This is a genomic window from Brevibacillus sp. FIR094, assembly GCF_050477165.1.
Classification (GTDB): Bacteria; Bacillota; Bacilli; order Brevibacillales; family Brevibacillaceae; genus Brevibacillus.
Window position 1 is genome coordinate 57,500 of the sequence record NZ_JBEAES010000011.1, and the last position, 16,412, is coordinate 73,911.

Annotated in this window: 15 protein-coding genes; 11 read left to right on the forward strand and 4 right to left on the reverse strand. The window is 47.6% G+C overall.

Going from position 1 to position 16,412, the window contains the following annotated elements:
* Window positions 1-84: 84 nt before the first annotated feature.
* Window positions 85-717 carry a molybdenum cofactor guanylyltransferase gene (mobA, locus tag ACQ5DJ_RS11705; protein WP_429842624.1) on the forward strand — a complete coding sequence of 211 codons (633 nt, stop codon included), beginning with the start codon at window positions 85-87 and terminating at the stop codon, window positions 715-717.
* A gap of 37 nt (window positions 718-754) precedes the next feature.
* On the opposite strand, the gene ACQ5DJ_RS11710 is transcribed toward mobA, so the two are convergent.
* Window positions 755-1,372: a hypothetical protein gene (locus tag ACQ5DJ_RS11710; protein WP_429842625.1), complete on the reverse strand. Its 618-nt coding sequence runs from the start codon at window positions 1,370-1,372 to the stop codon at window positions 755-757.
* Window positions 1,373-1,403: 31 nt separating this feature from the next.
* Window positions 1,404-2,201 (reverse strand): formate dehydrogenase accessory sulfurtransferase FdhD, encoded by a 798-nt coding sequence (gene fdhD, locus ACQ5DJ_RS11715; protein ID WP_429842626.1) that lies wholly within the window; start codon window positions 2,199-2,201, stop codon window positions 1,404-1,406.
* 401 nt (window positions 2,202-2,602) lie between these two features.
* On the opposite strand from fdhD, the gene ACQ5DJ_RS11720 reads away from it, so the two are divergent.
* The 7 genes from ACQ5DJ_RS11720 to ACQ5DJ_RS11750 all read left to right on the forward strand — a co-directional run bounded on the left by ACQ5DJ_RS11720 (window position 2,603) and on the right by ACQ5DJ_RS11750 (window position 9,984).
* On the forward strand, window positions 2,603-3,877 hold the full coding sequence (locus ACQ5DJ_RS11720) for an L-lactate MFS transporter (protein ID WP_429842750.1): 1,275 nt from the start codon (window positions 2,603-2,605) through the stop codon (window positions 3,875-3,877).
* Between the two features lie 53 nt (window positions 3,878-3,930).
* Complete coding sequence (locus ACQ5DJ_RS11725; RefSeq protein WP_007722503.1) at window positions 3,931-4,296, forward strand: DUF2294 domain-containing protein; 366 nt, start codon at window positions 3,931-3,933, stop codon at window positions 4,294-4,296.
* 196 nt (window positions 4,297-4,492) lie between these two features.
* Window positions 4,493-6,841, forward strand: coding sequence for an FdhF/YdeP family oxidoreductase (locus tag ACQ5DJ_RS11730; protein ID WP_429842627.1), 2,349 nt, complete (start codon window positions 4,493-4,495; stop codon window positions 6,839-6,841).
* A gap of 42 nt (window positions 6,842-6,883) precedes the next feature.
* A complete protein-coding gene (locus ACQ5DJ_RS11735) occupies window positions 6,884-8,143 on the forward strand; it encodes a molybdopterin molybdotransferase MoeA (protein ID WP_429842628.1) in 1,260 nt (419 codons plus the stop codon).
* 3 nt (window positions 8,144-8,146) lie between these two features.
* Window positions 8,147-8,647, forward strand: a complete 501-nt coding sequence (gene mobB, locus ACQ5DJ_RS11740) for a molybdopterin-guanine dinucleotide biosynthesis protein B (RefSeq protein WP_429842629.1) — start codon at window positions 8,147-8,149, stop codon at window positions 8,645-8,647.
* Window positions 8,648-8,796: 149 nt separating this feature from the next.
* Complete coding sequence (locus tag ACQ5DJ_RS11745; RefSeq protein ID WP_429842630.1) at window positions 8,797-9,282, forward strand: DUF2199 domain-containing protein; 486 nt, start codon at window positions 8,797-8,799, stop codon at window positions 9,280-9,282.
* Window positions 9,283-9,447: 165 nt separating this feature from the next.
* Window positions 9,448-9,984 carry a pyridoxamine 5'-phosphate oxidase family protein gene (locus tag ACQ5DJ_RS11750; RefSeq protein WP_429842631.1) on the forward strand — a complete coding sequence of 179 codons (537 nt, stop codon included), beginning with the start codon at window positions 9,448-9,450 and terminating at the stop codon, window positions 9,982-9,984.
* Here the strand turns inward: ACQ5DJ_RS11750 and ACQ5DJ_RS11755 are convergent.
* A complete protein-coding gene (locus ACQ5DJ_RS11755) occupies window positions 9,968-11,404 on the reverse strand; it encodes a PLP-dependent aminotransferase family protein (RefSeq protein WP_429842632.1) in 1,437 nt (478 codons plus the stop codon). The genes ACQ5DJ_RS11750 and ACQ5DJ_RS11755 overlap by 17 nt on opposite strands.
* Window positions 11,405-11,629: 225 nt before the next feature.
* Here ACQ5DJ_RS11755 and hmpA point away from each other — a divergent pair, with 225 nt between their 5' ends.
* Window positions 11,630-12,847 carry an NO-inducible flavohemoprotein gene (gene hmpA / locus ACQ5DJ_RS11760; RefSeq protein ID WP_429842633.1) on the forward strand — a complete coding sequence of 406 codons (1,218 nt, stop codon included), beginning with the start codon at window positions 11,630-11,632 and terminating at the stop codon, window positions 12,845-12,847.
* Between the two features lie 28 nt (window positions 12,848-12,875).
* On the opposite strand, the gene ACQ5DJ_RS11765 is transcribed toward hmpA, so the two are convergent.
* Entirely contained in the window at window positions 12,876-13,385 is a 510-nt protein-coding gene (locus tag ACQ5DJ_RS11765) for a Crp/Fnr family transcriptional regulator (protein WP_429842634.1), read from the reverse strand.
* A gap of 165 nt (window positions 13,386-13,550) precedes the next feature.
* On the opposite strand from ACQ5DJ_RS11765, the gene ACQ5DJ_RS11770 reads away from it, so the two are divergent.
* Together ACQ5DJ_RS11770 and ACQ5DJ_RS11775 are read left to right on the forward strand one after the other, a co-directional pair.
* Window positions 13,551-14,492 (forward strand): MBL fold metallo-hydrolase, encoded by a 942-nt coding sequence (locus tag ACQ5DJ_RS11770; RefSeq protein ID WP_429842635.1) that lies wholly within the window; start codon window positions 13,551-13,553, stop codon window positions 14,490-14,492.
* A gap of 125 nt (window positions 14,493-14,617) precedes the next feature.
* Complete coding sequence (locus ACQ5DJ_RS11775; protein WP_429842636.1) at window positions 14,618-16,408, forward strand: M3 family oligoendopeptidase; 1,791 nt, start codon at window positions 14,618-14,620, stop codon at window positions 16,406-16,408.
* The last annotated feature ends 4 nt before the right edge of the window (window positions 16,409-16,412 follow it).

Genomic DNA, 16,412 nt, shown 5'->3' on the forward strand with positions numbered 1-16,412 from the left:
GAATCTCTCCTTATTTATAATAATTATTTGTTTAAACTTATTATAAACTAATAAGGGTTATTGTCAACACCCAGGAGGAAATTTATGCAACAGCTACGTATCAGTGCGGTTATTTTAGCGGGCGGAAAAAGCAGCAGAATGGGCTCGCCCAAGCAAAAATTACCGTGGAGGGACGGAACTTTTTTAACAGAGCTGGTAAAGGAAGTACAGGCGGTTGGCTTGTCTTGTTTCATTGTAGTGAACGATTTTTCGGATACTCAAGTGACACAAAAGGAACAAATTGATGAACAGCCCGTCACAATTACACCTGATTTGGTACCATCCTGTGGCCCTGTCAGTGGACTGGTTACTGCCTTTCGCATAAGTTCCGAGGATGCTTTGCTTGTACTATCCTGTGACTTACCTTTTATGGATCGTGGGCAAATCGCCAAACTCATTGAATATGCGAGGGAGAGAAACGATTGGGATGTGATTGTCGCCCAGTCAGAGGGACGAATCCATCCATTATGTGCAGTATACCATCGGAGAACGCAGGCTAATTGGGAGCAGGCGCTGTTGAATGGACAGCGAAAACTGATGAGGACTTTAGATGACCTGCGCGTGGTGCCCTTGCCTGATGAATGGTTAGAACATTGGGCTGTTTTTAATGTCAACACGCCTGAAGAGTACGAACAGGCAAAGATTGAAGAAAAACGCAGAAAGACAGGACTTGCTTGAGACATGTCCTGTTTTTTGTTTGGAAAAAAGAGGCTTTTCATAGAGGGCTATCATACAAGCATTTCTCTGGACAAACCGTATGAATAGTAGTGATGGCGAAGGAAAGGAGGGAAGCGCAATGACAAGAAAGTGCAAAAAACAGGGCCAACACCACGGTCACCACTGTTGTTGCAAAAAACCCGACAAATACGACCACCACTGTTGCAGCAAAAAACACGACAAGCATCACGACCACCACTGTTGCAGTAAAAAACACGACAAGCATCACGACCACCACTGTTGCAGTAAAAAACACGACAAATATTACGACCACAACTTCTGCTGCAAGAAACACGACGATTACTACGAGCTTCACTGCTACTACAAAAAACAAAGTCATTACGATGAGCCGCATTGCTGCTGCAAAAAGCATGAACATTGCCACGATCACTGCTGTTGCTGCAAATGCCATGATTGCAAATGCATTGAAAAACATGACCACCACTGTTGCAAGAAGCACGAGATAGATGATGAAGACGAAGACAAAGATGAAGACGAAGACGATGACGAAGACCACTGCAAGCATCACAAAAAGAAACATTGCTGCTGCAAATAAAAAATTCCCACGTACAAAGAACAAAAGCCCGAGAGCTAACTCGGGCTTTGAGATTACCAACAGCTTGTCCCGCTTTTGATTGATTCCTCCTTTAAGGTAGGAGGATTCTCCCCGCTTGTGTATACACGTTCATTTTGTCATTGCGGATAAATCCGACAGCGGTGAGCTTCAGCTCATCTGCCAATTGTAAGGCGAGATCAGTTGGAGCGGACTTGGACAATATGATGCCAGCACCAATCTTCGCAGCCTTGAGCAGCACCTCAGACGAGATGCGTCCACTGAAGACAAGAATTTTGTCTGTGGTGGAAATGTTATCTCGCAAGCATTTCCCATAGATCTTGTCGAGCGCATTGTGACGTCCGATGTCGGAGAACTGAAGCAAAACTTCATCCGGTGTACAGAGAGCTGCATTGTGGACGCCACCTGTTTGGCGGTGGATCTCAGACGACGCTTGTAATTCTTTCATCAGGCGCATGCACTGAGCAGGGGTGACAGTTGTCGTGCTTTCAACGGGCTTTGCTGTGCGCGCATCGCTAAAAAAGTAAAAGGATTGTCTGCTTTTTCCGCAGCAGGAAGTAATTCTGCGCTTGGAGTAAAAGCTTTGCGACAAAATCGTTTCTTTATGCAAATCAACGTAAGCAAACCCTTGGGCCTCATTAATCGTAAGCTGTTTAATTTCCGAGTAGCTCTTAATGACGCCCTCGGCTGCGAGAAATCCGATGACCATTTCTTCCAGGTCGGCCGGAGTACATACAATTGTAGCGAATTCCTCATCATTGAGGAAAATCGTGAGGGGGTACTCGGTAACGATTTCGTCGTCTTCCCAGCCATGTTGGTCAGCCGAAATTTTCAACACGGGCAATCGAGTGGTGATGGTTAGTTCGGACATACGGGCCTCCTTTTTGTCGAAATTATGAAGTTTTCATGGCTATTTTGTGAGGAAAATATTGTCGAGTGAACGCTTACATGGTAGTATACTATGTGAGATGAAAAGTGTCATAAAATTTTCGTCTTTCCATGTATGCATAGCGTAAGGACAGATTGACACGGAGCAGCGACCCTGCCACCGATTATTTTGTAGCCTTGCAGCGAATTACATAGTGAACACAATGCTTGTTGATGCTGATGTAGCGTTCCTGCTGATGATTAACTGCTGTGTTTCATCGTAGCTCTCGTTTCCATTTGTGGAGACTTGGGTGAGTCGGTGAAATCAGCAGTTTTTCTTTTTTTCGAGAAGGCTGCTGATGGATCCACAGCATGCGAAAGACCATTACGAAGGAGATGAATGATTTGGAACAAAAAGTGAAAAACCGCTGGCTCATCGCGTTGGCTGCGGTAGGCATCCACATCTCGATTGGATCGGTATACGCATGGAGTGTATTCACCAAGCCAATTACCGAGCAGTTCGGCTGGGACTTGCCAGACGTTCAATTTACGTTTAGTATTGCGATCTTGTTCTTGGGGCTGTCTGCTGCCTTTCTCGGTCATTATGTGGAAAAGCACGGCCCGCGCAAAGCTGGCATTCTCGCATCTATCTTTTTTGGAGTAGGAACTGTTGGGGCTGGCTTGGCGATTCAATTGAGCAGCTTGCCTCTGTTGTACTTATGTTATGGAGTGCTGGGTGGTATTGGACTTGGGGTAGGTTATATTACGCCAGTATCGACGTTGGTCAAATGGTTTCCGGATCGCCGTGGTTTAGCAACAGGTCTTGCGATTATGGGCTTCGGCTTTGCTTCCATGATTGCCAGTCCGATTATGAACGCTTTGATTGCGAATGTAGGAATCGCGAACACCTTTTATATTTTGGGTATTATTTATTTCGTTGTAATGTTGGCTTCGGCTCAATATTTGGCTCCACCTCCAAAAGGCTGGGTACCGGCTGGATTTTCCGCTGAGGGAAGAGCTGGCAGCAAGCAAATCAAAAAAGATTTGTGCCAATTGACTGCCAACGAGGCGATCAAGACTCGCCGTTTTTACTGGCTGTGGCTGATGCTGTTTATCAATGTGACATGTGGAATCGCGGTTATTTCGGTAGCATCGCCGATGGCGCAAGAAATGGTAGGCATGTCTGTCGGAACAGCAGCCCTGATGGTAGGGCTAAACGGTTTGTTCAACGGTGGTGGACGCATTGGATGGGCGTCACTGTCTGATTTCATTGGACGACCAAATACGTACACAGCTTTCTTTGCCATCCAAATGGTATTGTTCTTCCTGTTGCCGAATTTGTCCAATCCAATCCTGTTCATGGTTGCGATGTTCATCATTATGACCTGTTACGGTGGTGGCTTTGCATCCATTCCGGCTTACATTGGTGACTTGTTTGGAACGAAGCAATTGGGCGCAATTCACGGCTATATTCTGACGGCATGGGCTGCTGCCGGCTTGGCAGGACCGATCTTTGCAGCATGGGTTCGCAAGACGACAGATAGTTATACTGGAACCATGAGTGTTTTCGCGGGAATGTTCGTTGTCGCTCTGGTGATCTCGCTAGTAGTCCGTCTGGATATCAAAAAACTGAAGGAAGAAGCCAAACAAAGAGAAAAGTCTGTTGAATTGGCTAGTTAATCAATGGTAAAGTTTAAGTAGAGAATGATTTGAAGTAAAGGTGATTTTCCTCGATGAATAAGTTCGAAGCAGAATTCAGTAATTTGGTCAGGGCTTTCCGAAAGCGCCATATGGGAAAGGGACCTAGCAAGATCAGCACCACGTTCTGCAAGAACTGGGCGATCTGCGAGATGGAAGGCAACCTTTCTCCGGTGGAAAAGTTCATCGCCACTTCGGAAGACGGAAAGCAGACATTACGAGCTGCCCGAACCGAAATGGTCAAAGAGATCTATCGGAAACACCAGCCAGTTGACATGGAAGCGTTTCTTGGAGCAAAACTCGTTGATCTTTTCGTCGATATTGACATTGAACGGGATTTTGGAATGTCGATCTTTGTTTTTGATCAAGACATCGAAAAAAGAATGAAAAACGAACCGTAAGTCTAAACGAAGCAGCGTTCCTGTTCACCGGCTTAGACGCAACGGAATTCGCGAAAGCAAACACGAAGTTGAGACTAGGTAGCGAACCTGCCGTAGACAACCACCGTGAACACGCGCTCTTTTCCTATAGGACAAGGGACGGTTTCATGGTGGTTTTTTCGTCTCAATGGAGTTTATTAGAGGGGAGACAATAGAAATGGGCAAGACCAAGCATGGAGGACCAATTAAGCTGGATACTTCGTGGAAGCCTTCCTTATGGGCTTCACTGATGCCGATGGGACTCGGAAAAATCAAGCCGCATCACATTCGCGATACGATGAAGGTGGCCTATGACAATCGCGATAATTTGGGATATGCCTATCGCATTTTGACGCAAGGGGTATGTGATGGTTGTGCTCTCGGCGTATCCGGTCTGTACGATCAGACGTTGACTGGTCCTCATTTGTGCACCACGCGACTGAACGTACTGCGTCTCAATACTATGTCTGCTATGGATGCCAAATGGTTTGAAGACGTGAATGCGCTACGTAAGCTGTCCAGCGAAGAATTGCGCAAGCTGGGAAGAATTCCGTATCCGCTTTCAAGAAAACCAGGCGAAAACAAGTTCACCCGCATTAGCTGGGATGAAGCGTTGAACCGCATCGCGAGAAAAATCAAAAACATCAGCCCGAAACAGCTGGCCTTTTTCTTGACCGCTCGTGGAATTACCAACGAGGTATACTACACGGCAGCTAAAATGGCTCGTTTCCTCGGAACCAACAACATCGACAACGCATCACGTATTTGTCACTCGCCGAGTAAGACAGCACTGAAGCGTTCGGTTGGAATTGGTGCATCGAGCTGTAACTATCAGGATTGGATCGGTACCGATGTGCTCGTATTCTGGGGCTCTGTACCAGGTAACAACCAGCCTGTATCGACGAAATACATGTATGCTGCGAAAAAAGCAGGAACGAAAATCATCCTGATCAACCCGTACAGAGAGCCAGCGATGGAGAAGTACTGGATTCCATCTGTACCGGATAGTGCTTTGTTCGGAACAAAGATTGCAGACGATTACTACCAAGTGAATATTGGCGGCGACATCGCATTCATGAACGGCGTGATGAAGATTTGGTTCGAGATGGAGGAAGCCAAACCAGGTTCTGCGATCAATCATGAATTCATCAAGGAGCACGCGAACGGAATCGAAGAGCTGCGCAAGCATGTGATGAATGAATCGTGGGACAAAATCATTGAATCCTCCGGTCTCAGCCGTGAGCGTATCAAGGAATTCGCGCAACTGCTCGCCAACTCTAAAAATGGCGTATTCGTATGGAGTATGGGACTGACCCAGCACAAATTCGGTACGGACAATATTTCTCAAGTAGCCAATCTGGCTATCCTGCGTGGATTCTTCGGTCGTAAGCACACAGGTCTCATGCCGATTCGCGGTCACTCCGGCGTACAAGGCTCCGGTGAAATGGGTGCCGATCCATTCAGCTTGCCTGGCGGCGACTTCGAAGAAAAATCGTGGGACCGCATTGAAAAGATCTGGAACTTCCCGATTCCGAAATGGCAAGGGGACATCGTGGGTATTTCTTTGGAAAATGCAGTGCTGCCAGATGGACACGAGCGCAAGACCAGACTGTTCTACACGAGCGGTGGTAACTTCCTGGAGACGATGCCAGATCCAGACTTCATGCAAAAATGCTTGGAAAGCGTAGAGCTACGTGTACATCAGGACATCATTTTCAATACATCTACGTTGGTGGACGCGAAGGAAGAAGTGATCGTTCTGCCAGCAATGACTCGTTACGAGCAGCCGGGTGGCGGTACTTCGACCAGTACAGAGCGTATGGTCTACTTCAGTGCAGAAGTCGAAGGGCCACGTATTGAAGAAGCTCGTTCGGAATGGGAGATTTACGTAGACTTGGCGGCACGGGTAAATCCAGAGAAAAAGCATCTGATGCACTTCTCCAATGCGGCTGAAATTCGTGCAGAGATCGCCCTAGCGAATCCGAACTACGACGGCATCCAACATTTGAAAAACCGTGGAGATGTCTTCCAATGGGGTGGCGCATGGTTGTGTGAAGATGGCGTATGCCCGACACCAGACGGACGTGCGAATCTGATCCCGACTGAGATTCCGGATTTGAACAAGCCAGAGGGCCACTTCTATGTAACGACTCGTCGGGGCAAGCAGTTCAACTCGATGGTCTATAGCAAGAAAGACCCGTTCAACAATGCGGACCGTTATGATATTCTGATCAATGCAGAGGATGCAAAAGAACTACGCATTGCAGAAGGCGAAAATATCGTCGTTTACAATAAATATGGAACGTTCCAAGGACGGGCCAAATTCGAGGACACCAGACGCGGAAACATTCAAGTACACTGGCCGGAAGGGAACGTACTCATTCCGAAGGGTGTATACGAGACATACGCAGGTATTCCCGAATACAATACAGCCGTGAAGGTTGAAAAAGCAGACACTTTCCACGCCAACAAAGATTTGAAATACGTGGAGAAAGAAGTAGAAGATTTGGAAGTAAACGTCGGCTGACGAGCTACAGCAATGGGTGGTCAAGATTAGGAGGAACAAGCCATGCGTTTTTCGCGACAAACACTCTCGGTTGAAGAAGCGATGAGCAAGCTGTTGGCAAAATTGCTGACAGGGAGAACGGAACAAGTGCAGATCGGGGAGGCATACGGGCGGATACTGGCCTCTGATCTATGTGCAACATACGATTTGCCGCACTTTGACCGCTCGCCGCTGGATGGGTTTGCCGTGAGAGCTGCGGATACGGTTGGGGCCTCCGTTGACCACCCGATTACGCTAACAGTGCTAGAGACGGTTGCGGCCGGGCAAGTACCTACTAGAGAATTGAAAAAGGGCTACGCTACGCGGATTATGACAGGCGCGATGATGCCTGCGGGTGCGGATGCGGTGATCATGTTTGAGCAAACATACAACCCAGCCGAAGAGGCGGATACTGTACGGATCAAGCGGGAGATGAAGCCTGGGGAAAATGTATCGCGTCGCGGTGAAGAGATGGCTAGAGGAACGATCATTGCCAAGGCGGGCGAGCGGATTAACGCAGGCACTCTCGCCAGTTTGGCTACGTTTGGCTATTCGCAGTTTGAGGTGTTCTGTAAGCCGCGTGTCGGTCTGATTTCGACTGGAAGCGAGCTGCTAGAGATTGATCAGCCGCTTGTTCCAGGCAAAATTCGCAACAGTAATACGGTGATGCTGACTGCCTTGATTGCCGAGGCAGGGGGCATCCCTGTTTCGTTTTCAAGACTACCGGATGATTTGTCGGTGGCAAAGGCGAAAATCAGTGAATGCTTGCAGGGCGTGGATCTGGTCGTTTCAAGCGGCGGTGTGTCCGTTGGGGATTTTGATGTGATCGCGGCATTAGTGGATGAGCCTGAGGTGGAGCTTCTGTTCAATCGGATCGCGATACGTCCGGGAAGTCCGACAACAGCCATGATCATGGAAGGCAAGCCTCTTATTGCCCTATCCGGTAATCCGGGTGCCTGTTTTCTAGGGTTTGAGTTATTTGCGCGAACAGCGATTCGTCGCATATCGGGAGAAGCCCATGTAATGCAGCAGATGATTAAGGCGAGACTTGGCGTCGATTATACGAAGCCTTGTCCATACCCGCGTTACTTGCGAGGGAAGCTCCTTGAAAAAGACGGGGTTTTGCACGCGATCCCTGATTTTAATGAAAAGGCAGGGAATCTGGGGACGTTAAAGGACAGCGAATGCTTTATGATCATACCAGCCGGGGGAAGCGGGCAAAAAGCAGGAGAGCTGGTTGATGTTCTCACGCATACCGCCCCAACCTGGAGAAGAGAGGGATAGCGAATGGTTAAGCCACCTTGTGTTTTGCAGATTGTTGGTTATTCGAACAGTGGCAAGACGACGCTGCTCACCAAGCTCATTCCGATCCTCGAAAAGGCAGGGATAAGAGTCGGGGTCATCAAGCATGACGGGGGACACGATTTTGAGTGGGATCAGCCAGGGAAGGACACCTGGCGTTATCGTGAAGCCGGAGCCTCGCTTGTTGCTATCACTTCGAAAACGAAGACAGCCATTGTGGAGCAAAAGCCGCAGGAGTTGTCCGTCCTTATCCAGCGCTTAGCAGATGCCGGGGCTGAGCTCGTTTTGGTAGAAGGCTTCAAGCGTGAAGGTTATCCCAAGCTCGTTCTGCTTCGCCGGCCAGAAGATGAGGAGCTCTTATCGCTCGTTACTCATCTGGTAGGAATCGTAGGTTGGTCAGACAATCGTCAGCAGGGGTTGCCATTTTTCGATATTAATGACATAGACAACTTGGCCAAGTTTGTAAGGGAACGGGTATCCGTTTAGCAGTGTCAAAACTGATTAGAAAAATTGAGATCATTCCAGCTTGGTTGGGATGATCTTTTTTTGTAGCACTTGCCGGAAGATTATCCATGTAATGAAATATGTGGTAATGTAAATAAAAAATCGGCGAGAAATGATAAGGAGCAAAGAACATGAAATGCCCTCACTGTAACGACGAATTAAATGAACTTCCCTTATGTTACGGAATGGAAGCACCACATTATTTTTACACGGTACCAGAAGAGAAAAGAACAGAATTAATCAGAGACTTTTGTGTAATTGATGAACAGCATTTCTTTATTAGAGGACATATTGAAATACCGATAATGGATACAAATGAGAAATTGATATGGAGTGTTTGGGTTTCTCTTAGTGAAGAAAACTTTTTGAAATCGAATGAATTGCTGCACGTAGAAGGAAGAGAGAATGAAAAACCTTATTTTGGTTGGTTATCGACTGAACTTCCCATCTATTCAAACACGACACTATCATTAAAGACATGGGTACATACACAAGAAGTTGGTGCGGTTCCATTAATAGAAGTAGAACAAACGAGTCATCCACTTGCAATTGAACAAAGAGAAGGAATTACAATGGAGAGAGTTAAAGAAATTGCTCATTTAATCAACCATACTTAGTAATAAGAAAATGCCTGCTGCCGGGATGTTCCGGCAGCTTTTTGGTTTTCTCATGCTTTAGACGATAGCTTTTGGATTGCTTCAATCTGCTAGTTTTGGACGTATATATTCACTCCAATGGCTGATAAACTTGCAGCATATTTCAAAATAATAGGAGTGATAACAATGGATGGAGTGCGTTACAAAATTAGAGAAGTTTTGGATAAGAGCAAGATTGAGACATTTTTGCAGCAAGCTAGAATCGGACATCTTGGAATGGTCGATGGTCATTTGCCGTATGTTGTTCCGCTCAATTTTGTCTGGACAAATGGGAAGCTATATTTCCATGGAGCCACTGGCGGGAGAAGAAATCAGGTTATGGATGCTAATTCAGAGGTCTGCTTTACGGTTTGTGAAGAATATGGAACGATTACGGATCCGGTGCCAGCTAAGACGGACACAGCGTATATGAGTGTAATGATTTTTGGCAAGGCACAGCCTATAGTCGATCTGGATGAAGCTACACACATGTTGCAAGAAATGATGAATAAGTATGTGCCTGGCTACTTTCATCGCCCTTTACCCAAGCAACACGTAGACAAATACCGTTCAGCAGTATTCGGTGGTCCGGTTCAGGTGTACCGAATAGATCCGCAGCATATCACTGCGAAAGAAAACCCAATGGAAGAAGACAAAATGTTCAAACCTAGTAAAACCGTGTAATCTCCGCAAGACGAAAAATGCCTTCTTCAATGGTGGATTCATCTACTTTAGCAAAACCCAGTACCCATCCTTTTCGAGCGCTTTTCAAACAATACTTACTAAGTGGATAAACACGGATTCCATTTTCCAGTGCTAGGATCGTCGCGGCTTCTTCATCAAACGATTTATCAGCTTCAAGAAGGATATGCAACCCCGTTTCTACGCCGCTTAGTTTGAAGTGTTCGCCGAGACCTGACGTGATGATAGCCTTTGTCATGGCTTCATGTCTGCGCCGATATACATTTCGAACTCGTCTCATATGGCGCATGAAATGACCATGCTCAATAAAATGAGTAAGCGTTAATTGCTCCATAATCGGAAGATGACGATAGGTTAATTCATGGACTTGGGCGAGCTGACGAATGGCCTCTTTGGGACCAATGATTGCCGATATTCGAATACCAGGAGCAATCATTTTGGAAAAACTCATCATATACAACGTGTTGTGAGGTCGCTGACTGAACAAGGTTGGAAGTGGGTCGCCGCGATAGCGAAATTCGCTGTCGTAATCATCCTCAACGATCCAAAGTCGCTGCTCAGCAGCCATGTGTAACAATTGTTGCCTGCGAGGTTCCGACATAATTACTCCAACCGCACACTGGTGTGATGGCGTAACATAGACAAGCTTGGACTCTGGATGAATCAGGTCAACGCATAACCCATACTCATCAACTGGAACGGAGACAACTTGCATACGCCGATACTTCATTGCCATCCAGGCAGCAGGAAAGCCAGGATCTTCAACAGAAACGGTTTCTCCTTCTTGTAAAAGGGCTTGGGCGATCAAATCGATGCTATGTTGTGCACCTGAGGTTAACATGATTTGATCGATAGTCACATGAACTCCCCGTTCAAGTGACAAAAAACGTTGAATCTGTTCTCGTAGCGGTTGGTATCCATAGGCATTGCCATAAGCCCAACTGTCCAGATTCGTTTCTGTGGAAGCCTGTAAAAACGAACGTCTCCAATTTTTTTGAAAATGTTCGTCCAAATATGGCTCGTGGGGACTGAAATCGATCTCAACCTTTCGACTATCTTTGTCCCCGAACCAACCGTGTAAATGACCGATTGTAGCGTTTAATAAAGGCAACTCGGGGGGGACAGGTCCTTCGGGCGCAGCATCCTCTGAAGGACGAGTTGCATAAGTCCATTCGCTAACTCTAGTCCCGCCGCGACGAGAGGTTACTGTGTATCCACGGCTGAATAACTCCTCATAAACAATCTGTATAGTTGAACGGGAAACGCCAATTAAAGAGGCGAGTTCGCGGGAGGGGAGCAGCAATTCACCTGGTTGCCATTTTCCGGTGGTAATATTATGGATTGCTTGGTCCAGCAGTTGCTGCCAGATTGGACGCTCGTCATCTCGGTTTACTGTTAGCATTCATTCACCTTCAGTGTTTTTGTTGGAATGATAGATTTGGCTGATATGCTATCATGGCAACCGCTTCTTTTGCAATAAGACAGTTGGGGGACGACTTTTTCTTATAGTGTTTTGCAGTTGTCACAAATCGTTTCTTTTTCCTGTGACCAGAATCACATGTGTATTTGTGAACCTCCCGTACACTTGAAATATAGAAAGAACGAAGCACTTCAAGGAGGTTCTACGATGTTAAGCCAAAAAACCATTGAAATCATAAAATCAACCGTTCCTGTGCTAGAGGTACACGGAACTGCCATTACAAAACGTTTTTATCAAATGATGTTTGCTAAGCACCCTGAGCTTCTCCATATTTTCAACCACGCCAATCAAAAACAGGGAAGACAGCAAATGGCTCTGGCCAATGCGGTGTATGCTGCGGCTTTGTATATTGATAAGCTGGAAACGATCTTGCCTGTAGTGAAGCAGATTGGACATAAGCACCGTAGCTTGGGAGTGAAGGCTGAACACTACCCAATCGTAGGGGAAAACCTACTTGCTGCGATCGAAGACGTACTTGGGGATGCCGCTACGGACGAGATTTTACAAGCGTGGGCGGAAGCGTATGGCGTCATTGCAGATGCTTTCATCGGTGTGGAACACGAAATGTATGATCAGGCGAGCGGGCAGCTTGGAGGATGGGTAGATTTCAGAGAGTTTATCGTCCAACGCAAGGTGAAGGAAAGCAACGTGATCACTTCCTTTTATCTGGTTCCGGCGGATGGTCAACCGATTTCCAGCTATGAGCCAGGGCAGTATGTCAGCGTCAAGGTAGAATTACCGGGCGAACAATATACACACATTCGTCAGTACAGTCTCTCAGATGCGCCAGGGAATGCGTACTACCGCATTTCTGTCAAACGCGAGGACGCAATGCAAGATAAACCAGCAGGAAAAGTATCCGTTTATTTGTCAGAGGAAGTGAAGGAAGGAGATAGCCTGCAGCTGTCTACTCCGGCTGGAGATTTTACCTTACAGCAAGAGGACAGCCGTCCAGTTGTGCTGCTCAGTGGTGGTGTAGGATTGACCCCAATGATCAGCATGCTGAACACACTGATCAAATCGGGAACAGACCGTCCGATCACCTTCATTCACGCAGCCAAAAACGGAAATGTGCATGCCATGAAGCCAGCAGTAGAGGAACTGGCCGCAAAACATCCGCAGCTCTCTGTTCACTGGTGCTATACACAGCCGACCGAGCAAGATCGAGTGAACGGTGCTTTTCAAAAAGAAGGATATATCGACTTGCCGTGGCTGCAAAAGGTCATCGATACAAAAGAGGCGAGCTACTATTTCTGTGGTCCAATTCCATTCATGAAGACGATCAACGGTGCTCTGTTGGAATGGGGCGTGCCAGCAGACGATATTCATTTTGAGTTTTTTGGTCCGGCAGCGACCTTGGCATAAATAGGTTCTCACGAAAAAAAGCGCAAGCTTACTCGCGATTCGCAGCTTGAGCGCGCAGCAGCCGATTTACCGTCTCGCGGCGAAGCCCGATGAGCTGACCGATTTCATCTTGAGTCAGCAATTCCGAAAGCGAGGCGACAGGAATGAATGTCTGAAACCAAAGCTGGAGCTTGCGTAGCTTTTCAGCAGGAGAGACCTCGGTCAGTTGGTCGATACGCTGCTGCATCATCCGTAGCTTTCCTTGCAGCTGTAGCGCGATATCACGACACTTTTCAGGATGGTCATCCAGATGGCGATACCAATCTGGGGCAGACAGCACTTCGACCTCACAGGTCACGAGAGCGATCGCTGTCCCGTAATATGGATTCGGGCTCATCAACGAATGATGCGGGATGATCTCATCTGGAACGATGATGTTGACCAGCGTCAATGCTCCGTCTACATGTACCCGGACGATTTTTAACAGACCGCTCTTCAAATGATAGAGCGGTCCAGATTCTCCTTGTCGAAACAGGACTTCTCCCTTGTGTAGGATCATGGGTTTCTCCTCGATTCTCTACGTTTTTCTCTAGCAATTATAGCAAGCCCGGCATGAGGAAGTAAGCAAACGTAAAAAGCAGTTTGCCGCTTTTTTAGGCTTGCTACAGCAAGGATGCCTTTTGCTATAATGGGGAAATCACAGCTAGATAAAGGGAGTTGTCTGATGCTCAACTTTTTTATATGGGTAGGCTCTATCGTGGGGGTACTCCTTATCGGATTGATTAGCTATGTGGCTTACCGCTACTGGTACCATATGGGGCAGCTTCCGAAGCCGGAGTTTCGTCATCTGGACACTGAAAAGCCAATGCCTGCCGACTGGAGTCATGATGAGGTTACATTTACATGGATCGGCCACTCGACGATTCTGTTGAATATGTTTGGTACGAAAATACTGACGGATCCGGTATTGGGCGAGAAGCTGGGGATTAAGCTTGCAGGTGTCCATTTTGGTCCCAAACGCTTCACGCCTCCTGCCCTCGACTTTGCTGAAATTGGCGAGGTAGATATCATCTTACTATCGCATGCCCATTTGGATCATGTCGATTTGCCTACCTTGCAGAAAATAGCGAATCGCTCCACACATGTCATTACGGCGCACCAGACGAGCAAGCTGTTTAAGCATATGCCGTTTGGATCGTATGAGGAAATGCAGCCGGGAGAAGCCATTACAACCAAAGAAGGAATGACGGTTACTGCGATTCCTGTTCGCCATTGGGGCAACCGCTTTCCATGGAATCATGAGTATGGCTACAACGGCTATATGATTGAGAAAAATGGTGTGCGCATTCTCTATCCAGGAGATACGGCTTATATCTCCATGGAAAATTTGCCGAAGCAATTCGGGCCGATCGATTTGGTGTTCATGCCGATTGGCGCCTACAAGCCAGACGCGTATCAAGCAGCGCATTGTACGCCAGAGCAAGCATGGCAAATGTTCAAGGAGACCAAAGCCAAGTGGCTGGTGCCTATTCATTGGAATACGTTTGTGCTCTCGCGTGAGCCAGTTGATGAGCCGTTCGAGCGTCTGTTGGCAGCCGCGGGGGACGAGAGGGACAGGATCGTTGTTGAAAAACAAGGGGAGACGTTTTCGATCCCTGTTCAATAGGTGTGAAAAGTTGGCGACTGCATACATGGCAGTCGCTTTTTACGTTGATATGAATAAACGGGGGAGGAATAGCTACCTTATTATAGAAATATTTTTATCGAAGGAGTTTTTGAGGAGGGGTACATATGACAAAAGCATTGCCACAACGCTGGGATATGGATGTGATTTTTCCTGGTGGTAGTGAATCGGAGGATTTTCGGGCGTTTTTAGGGACGTTGGAAGGGGATATTGCGAACCTGAAAGCACAGTTGGAGCAATCTGGCGCTGGTTTGCATGAAACAGCGGCTTTCAAAGAAGTTATCACGCATGTCCAAAGCATTGCTGTGCGGGTGAGACAAGCAGGTGCATTCATTTCTTGCCTAACTGCTCAAAATGTAAAGGATGAGCCAGCCAAACTGCTGGGTGGGCGTGTAAAGAGCATCTCGGCTGCGTTTGGTGCAGTATTGACGCGCTGGGAAGAAAAGCTGCTGGCTATCGACGAGGTTGCATGGGAGAAGCTGCTGGCAGACGGAGAATTGCAATCGCTTGCTTTTGTGCTGAATGAGCGCCGCCGCCGTGCACAGGAAAAGCTGTCACCTGAACAAGAAGTGCTGGCAAATGATTTAGCCGTAGACGGGTATCACGCTTGGCAAGATTTGTACAATACCGTCGTGGGACGTATGACCATTGAGGTTGAGGTCAATGGAGAGACGAAGCAGATGTCCGTCGGGCAAGCTTCTAACCTGATGAGCAGTCCTGATCGTGCTGTTCGTGCCCATGTTTTTGAAAAGTGGAATGAAGCTTGGGGCAAGGAAACGGAGCTGTGCGCGCAGGCGCTGAATCACTTGGGTGGTTTCCGTCTCTCTCTGTACCGTCATCGCGGCTGGGACTCCGTCCTGCGTGAGCCACTGGATATCGGACGTATGCAGGAAAAAACACTCGACGCGATGTGGCAGGCCATCGACAATCGCAAGGATCGTCTGGTTGCCTACCTGGAACGCAAGGCAAAGCTGCTCGGTGTAGACAAGCTGAGCTGGTACGATGTAGGAGCTCCAGTAGGTAAGGTACATAAAGAAGTGTCTTACGATGAAGCAGCTGCCCTGATCGTTGAGCACTTTAACCGCTTCAATCCGAGCATGGCTGAGTTTGCGCAAAAGGCATTCGATGAGGGCTGGATCGAGGCAGAGGATCGTCCTGGCAAGCGCCCAGGCGGATTCTGCACGAGCTTCCCAGTCAGCAAGCAGTCCCGCGTGTTCATGACGTATGCGGGAAGCGCAAGCAATGTATCCACACTGGCACATGAGCTGGGGCATGCGTATCATCAGCAAGTCATGTGGGATTTGCCAGCACTTAACCAAAACTACGCAATGAATGTAGCGGAAACAGCATCGACCTTCGCAGAGATGATCCTCGCTGACGCTGCTGTGAAAAATGCAGCCAATGACGATGAAAAACTGGTGCTCTTGGAAGATAAGCTGCAATCCATCATCGCGTTTTTCATGAACATCCACGCTCGCTTTCTTTTCGAGAAAAATTTCTACGAGAAGCGTAAAGAAGGTCTCGTAAGCGCGGCTGATCTCGACCGAATTATGGAAGAGGCGCAAAAACAAGCGTACAATGGAGCTTTGGCAGATTATGAGCCGCACTTCTGGGCATCCAAGCTGCATTTCTACATCACGTCGTATCCGTTCTACAACTTCCCGTACACATTCGGGTACTTGTTCAGCATGAGTGTCTATGCGCGTGCGCTTGAAGAAGGCGAGAGCTTCGCGCCGAAATACGATGCACTGCTCCAAGATACGGGCCGCCTGATGGTAGAGGACTTGGCGAAGAAGCATCTCGGCGAGGATATGACGTCAGTCGAGTTCTGGCAAAAAGCTGTTGACCTGGCTGTGGCAGACATCGAGGAATTCCTGCGCCTGACAGAAGAAGCATAAATAC